General features: G+C 66.4%; 5 protein-coding genes. 4 read left to right on the forward strand and 1 reads right to left on the reverse strand.

Features of this window, described 5'->3' with window-relative positions; genetic code table 11:
• Positions 1–266: 266 nt before the first annotated feature.
• The 4 genes from VIM19_06195 (at position 267) to VIM19_06210 (ending at position 5,458) form a co-directional block, all read left to right on the forward strand.
• Entirely contained in the window at positions 267–1,871 is a 1,605-nt protein-coding gene (locus tag VIM19_06195; protein ID HEY5184488.1) for a lipopolysaccharide biosynthesis protein, read from the forward strand.
• 282 nt (positions 1,872–2,153) lie between these two features.
• Positions 2,154–3,095, forward strand: a complete 942-nt coding sequence (locus VIM19_06200; GenBank protein ID HEY5184489.1) for a glycosyltransferase — start codon at positions 2,154–2,156, stop codon at positions 3,093–3,095.
• A 133-nt stretch (positions 3,096–3,228) separates the two neighbouring features.
• Positions 3,229–4,311 carry a glycosyltransferase family 2 protein gene (locus VIM19_06205; GenBank protein ID HEY5184490.1) on the forward strand — a complete coding sequence of 361 codons (1,083 nt, stop codon included), beginning with the start codon at positions 3,229–3,231 and terminating at the stop codon, positions 4,309–4,311.
• A 7-nt stretch (positions 4,312–4,318) separates the two neighbouring features.
• Positions 4,319–5,458, forward strand: coding sequence for a glycosyltransferase family 4 protein (locus VIM19_06210; protein HEY5184491.1), 1,140 nt, complete (start codon positions 4,319–4,321; stop codon positions 5,456–5,458).
• A 78-nt stretch (positions 5,459–5,536) separates the two neighbouring features.
• Here the strand turns inward: VIM19_06210 and VIM19_06215 are convergent.
• The coding region (locus VIM19_06215; protein ID HEY5184492.1) for a hypothetical protein at positions 5,537–5,718 on the reverse strand (182 nt) is incomplete at its 5' end.

The following is a 5,718-nucleotide window of genomic DNA, read 5'->3' on the forward strand; positions in this document are numbered from 1 at the left end:
GGTGGGTTCTTCTCCTCCCCGTTTGTGAACTCGCCGTTGACGGCGGCGGGCAGTGTGTATCGGTATGGGTCGGGTGGGGTGTTCCCGACGAGCACGTACAACAACTCCAACTACTGGGTGGATGTGGTGTTCACCACGTCGCCGTAGCCTTGTTCTGCGTCGGTGATCTCGGGGCTCATGGGCGCAAGTCTGGTAGGTGTTCCTGAGGCAGTTGGCACGGACTTGGGGGTTCGACATGCGGTGCGACAGTGGTCAGCGGGCAGGTGGTGCACCGCTGTGACACCACGGAATCCGGGCGGCCCACTTTGGCTGCTGACGGCGGCGGATCCGCCGAAGGCCTTGCCGGCCGGGTCGGGCGCGCGGCGGTCTGGAGCGGGGCGAGCACCCTCTTCTTGAGGTTCTCGAACATCGCCGTGATGGCGGTGGTCGCGCGAATCGTTGCGCCACGAGACTTCGGTGTTTTCGCTGTCGCTCTCACCGTGCAGGCCATCGTGTCGAGCATGGGCGTGTTGGGTGTCTCGTCCGCGCTTCCACGCGGGGACTTGAACCCCGACGAGATCGCGCCAACCGTCGCAACGATCTCGCTGTTGAGCGCAGGGGTCCTGGCGTCGGCAATGGCTGTCTTCGCCGATCAGCTGGCCACCGCCCTTGGCTCCCCCGAGGCGGCGGGGGCCATCCGGGTGATGTCCATCACGGTCTTCCTCGTCGGTGTCTTCGCTGTACCAGGGGCTTTGTTGACGCGGGACTTCAAGCAGCGGAGCATCTTCGCTGCGACCGTGATCGGCTTCATCCCGTCGAGCATTGTCCTGGTATTGATGGCGGCGGATGGCAACGGAGCGCTCGCGTTCGCCTGGTCCCGGGTGGTCGGCCAGCTCCTGATGGGTCTGACCATGACCGTGCTGGTCTCGCGGCGCTACGCTCCAGGCGTCTCCCGGGCCTGGATCCGGCCCCTTCTCGCATTCGGTCTGCCGCTCACCGGGGCCAACCTGCTCAACTACGTCTTGCTCAATGCCGACTACGTCTTCATCAGCAGACTCCTCGGCCCTACCGAGCTCGGCATCTACATGCTGGCGTTCAACGTCGCGTCCTGGTCGACAGCCTTGCTCGGCTCGGTGATCAACAATGTCGCTATGCCAGCCTTCTCGAGGCTGCGAGGCAGTCCACGGCTCCTGGGCGAGTCGCTCGTCAAGTCGACTCGGGGGGTGGCGCTGGTCGCTTTCCCCATCGCGGCGCTCTCGTTGGTCCTGTCCTACGCGTTGATCGATACCGTGTACGGAGGCAAGTGGGTCTCCGCGGCCCCGACATTGTCGATCCTGGCTCTGTACGGCGCTCTGTTCGTTCTCTGCCTGCTGTTCGCGAACGTGCTGACCGGCCTCGGTCACACGCGACTTCTCTTCGTCACCCAGCTCGTCTGGGTGCTCTGCCTGGTGCCGGCCATGGCCGTCGGGATCCGGTTGGGCGGCATCGAGGGCGCCGCGATGGCACACATCGCGGTGATCACGGTCGTGGTGTTCCCCGTGTACCTGTTGGCGGTCCGTAGGTCAACTCAGCTGGAGACGACCGCGCTGCTCAGGGCGCTGCTGCCTCCTCTCGCCGCCGCGGTGCTGGCTGCGGCCGTCGCGTCGGCCTGCGCTCGTACCGTGGCGGTGGCTCCGGCACAACTGCTGTTAGGAGGTGCCGTCGGCGCAAGCAGCTACCTGGTGCTCGTTGCCCCGGCCGTGGCTCCGTTCGTGGCTGGACACGGTCGAAGCCCGGGAGTCATCAGCCAGGTGGTGAACGCCTACTGCTGGGTCGCACGGTGGCCCCAAGTCCTGGGCCTCGGCGGTCGTAGCCGCCCGGCGGCGCCTCTTGCGGACGACGCTCGTGTCTGAATCCGGATCGGGTGGTGGTAGCCCGTTGGCCCAGCCCAGGCCCGACGACAGGCTGGGCCGGGTGTTCGGCGCTCCCCGACTTCGGTCTCGCAGGGCGCATCTGACCAGCCAACCTGTGCCATGAGGGCGGCAGGCCAAGGACCGATTGCTACGGGCGGTGGAGGGGGGCGCCCATCGAAACTGGCCAGAAGGATCTTCTGGCAGGCTGAGAGCCTCGCGGCGCGGTATCGCTACCCACGGCCGACCATCCCGCTGTCAGGGCGGGTCAGCGAGCTGCCGACGGTGTACTTCCTCGCCGCAGACTTCCGCCGTCCGGCAGGAGGGCTGCGCGTCATCTATCGGCACGTGGATGTGCTCAACGAAGCAGGCATCTCGTCGGCGGTCCTGCACCAGCGACCGGGCTTCCGGTGCGACTGGTTCGAGAACAACACCCGCGTTGTTGATGCGCGCAGCGTGGGAATCGGGCCGCGCGATGTGCTCGTCGTGTCGGAACTTGATACCGACCTCGTTGCGTCCTTGCCCCGAACGGTCAGGCACCTGGTTCTCAACCAGAGCGGCCACCTCACCTGGAAGCGGGAGCCGGAACTGGTCACCGAGCACTACCGGTCGTCGACCGGTCTGCTGGGGATGATTGTCGTTTCCGAGCACAGTGCCGAACTCATGACCTACGCCTACCCGCAACTCGCTATCCGACGGGTGTGGAACAGCGTGGATCCTCGGTTGTTCCATCCTGGAAGCGCCGAGCGAGAGCGGACCATCGTCTACTTCCCCCGTCGCGGTCGGGACGATGCTCGTCAGGTGCTCTCCCTCCTTCACAGCCGACGCGCCTTGCGCGAATGGCGTCCGCAAGCGCTCGACGGGCTCAGCCAGCGTGAGTTCGCAGCCGCGCTGCGGTCGAGCCAGATCGTGCTGAATCTCTCCTACCAGGAGGGCTTCGGGCTGCCAGCCCTCGAGGCGATGGCATGTGGCAACTACGTCGTCGGTTATCACGGATTCGGCGGACGCGAGTTCCTGCTGCCGCGGTTCAGCTCTCCGATCGAGACGGGGGACGTGTTGGAGGTGGCCCGGGCCGCCGAGCAGGCGATCATCGCGAATGATGAAGATCGTGACTGGTGCATGGCTCGCGGCAGGGAGGCATCTGCCTTCGTCTTGGGGCGGTACAGCTCCGAGCATGAGCGGGACAGCGTTCTGACCGCCTACCGTGACCTGCTGGGTCGCGGATGACTGCCGGTACATGTGGCGTTCCGCGGCCTGAGGAACTCGGACCCGCTCGGGTGAGGCCGAGCTGGCTGGCCGGAGGATGGACGTCCGGCGGGGTTCACCGCACTATGCGATGCATGACACGCAGGGCGCGACGATGAGCGGCGCACGGCGCAGCCGGCCCCGGCCCCTGCGAGGCGACTCACCGAAGCCGACCGTCAGCATTGTCGTCCCCTGCTACAACTACGGAAGGTTCCTTCCCAGCTGCGTTGAGAGCTGCGTCGGCCAGACTGACGTGGACGTGGACGTCATCGTTGTCGATGACGCTTCGACGGATGGCTCAGACAGCGTCGCCGCGGCGCTGGCCGCACACGACGACCGCGTTCAGGTCGTTCAACATGAACGGAACCTCGGTCACATCGCCACCTACAACGACGGGTTAGAACGGGTCACCGGCGATTACCTTGTGCTGCTTTCGGCGGACGACCTTCTGGTTCCCGGAGCGCTGAGCCGGGCGGTCTCGTTGATGGAGACGTGGCCAACAGTCGGTCTGGTGTACGGCCACCCGCTCCTGTTCGAGGATCGGCTGCCGGTGCCCCGTACGGTCGCCCGAAGCTGGACGATCTGGCCGGGGGCCGAGTGGATCGCCAAGCAGAGCCGACGAGCCACGAGCATTATCTACTCACCTGAGGCCGTGGTGCGGGCCGATGTTCAACGAGAGGTGGGCGGATACCGGTCCGACTTGCCCCATACCGGCGATATGGAGATGTGGCTCCGCGTTGCCGCCGTCGCCGACATCGGTCGCGTCAACGGGGCGGACCAAGCCTTTCGACGGGAACACCCTGCCAGCATGATGGCGACCACATTCGCGGGGGAGTTGGTCGATCTCGAGGAACGTAGGAGAGCGTTCGACGAGTTCTTCAACGGGCCGGGCCATGACATACCCGGGGGGGGACAGGCTCGGGCTGTCGCCTATCAGGCGCTGGCACGCCAGGCACTCGAGCTTGCCTGCGTGCTGAACGGGAAGGGAGCCTCACACAACGTCGCCGAACTGGTCGCGTTTGCGCGTGACGTGTTTCCTGGCCTCGAGCGGTTGCGGGTGTGGCGCGAACTTGAGTGGCGTCGAAGGGTGGCCTCGGACGGAGAAGCGTTCGCTGCGTTGAGACGCGGCGTCTACGACGTGAAGCGTGACGTTGAGGGTCGTGTGCGGTGGCGTCGGTGGTACTGGAGTGGGGTGTGATCGTCGGATGGCACGTGAGTCGGAACGGATAGGGCTGCTTTACCCGGATCGTGACCCCATCTCCGCTGCGAACTGGTCGGGCACTCCGCGCGGGCTGTACTCGGGGCTGACCGCCCACGGGTTCGAGGTGGTGCCGATCGGGTGCGACGTCGGCCTGCCGGTTCGCCCAGTGGCTGCGCTGCTGAGTCGGTCGGGAGGACGCCGCGGTGTCGAGGCACATCGCGCGCCCGCCTACGTGCTGGCACGCAGCCGCGCCCTCGCTCGAGAGTTCAGCAAGGCGCAACCCTTGCGCGCACTCCTTGCCATGGATACCGACTCGTATGACCTGCGCCGGGTCCTCGGGCGAAGCTTGGTACCCACCGCGACCTACGACGATGGGACGTTCGCCCTGTTCTCCCGGCATGCAGACTCGGAGGTAAGGCGTTTCGGTTTCCGGCTCTCCGAGGTGCATGCATGGGCAGCACGACAATCGGTCGCGTGCCGTCGCGCGGATGTCTGCTGCGTGAGTACCACCTGGGCCGCGCAGTCGGTCATCGACGACTATGGACTACCTCCGTCGCGGGTACGCGTCGTCGGCATGGGTCACCGTCCGCGCTCATCCTCGGGTCAGACAAGGGATTGGTCCGTTCCACGATTCCTATTCGTAGGCGTGGACTGGGGACGCAAGAACGGCGACGCCGTTCTCGCGGCCTTTAGCGCGGTCCGTCAGCAGTTCCCTGCGGCGACGTTGGATCTGGTGGGCGGGCACCCTCCCATTGACCTGCCGGGCGTAACCGGTCATGGCTTGCTGCCGAGGGAGGATCCCACCGCCCAGCGGCTCCTCGACTCGCTCTTCGCTCGCAGCACGGTCTTCGTGCTGCCGAGTCGATTTGACCCGTCCCCGATCGCCTACCTGGAGGCCGCATCGGCTGGCTTGCCCGTGATCGCCACGACTGAGGGCGGCGCGGGGGAACTGCTGGGAGCGGCGGCCCTGACTGTCCACCCAGACGACCGTCCCGGTCTGGAGCAGGCGATGCTCCGGTTGTCGGACCCAGAGGTCGCAAGGTCGCTAGGAGCCGAAGCCAGCCGCCTTGCGGTCGAGTCCTCCTGGGAGGTCGTGGCCGGCCGGATCCTGGACAGTTTGGGGCTTGTCGCGGAACCGGCGTAGGGCGTCCGGGTTTCGACGCTCCGCCGGTTCCTGTCGGTTGCGGAGCCAACCCGTCACGTCGTCGTGCCGGTGTCTACGTCAGGGTTTGACGGTGGTGCCGTTGGTGTAGGCGTTGCCGGCGAAGGTGGCCCAGGGGTAGCCCTGGGTGACGGGGGCGACCTGCCAGGGGCCGGGGTCGAAGACGTTGCTGGTGACGGTGACGGTGTTGTTGACGGCGCCGCCGGTCTTCAGGCCGATGCCCCAGCTGGGCTGCTGTCCGC

It is taken from the genome of Actinomycetes bacterium, assembly GCA_036510875.1.
In the GTDB taxonomy this organism is placed as follows: domain Bacteria; phylum Actinomycetota; class Actinomycetes; order Prado026; family Prado026; genus DATCDE01.

What these genes read in the sequence shown, in the direction of transcription:
- VIM19_06205 (HEY5184490.1), top strand. Translation starts at nt 3,229, where the DNA reads ATGAGCGGCGCACGGCGCAGCCGGCCCCGGCCCCTGCGAGGCGACTCA.
- VIM19_06210 (HEY5184491.1), top strand. Translation starts at nt 4,319, where the DNA reads ATGGCACGTGAGTCGGAACGGATAGGGCTGCTTTACCCGGATCGTGAC.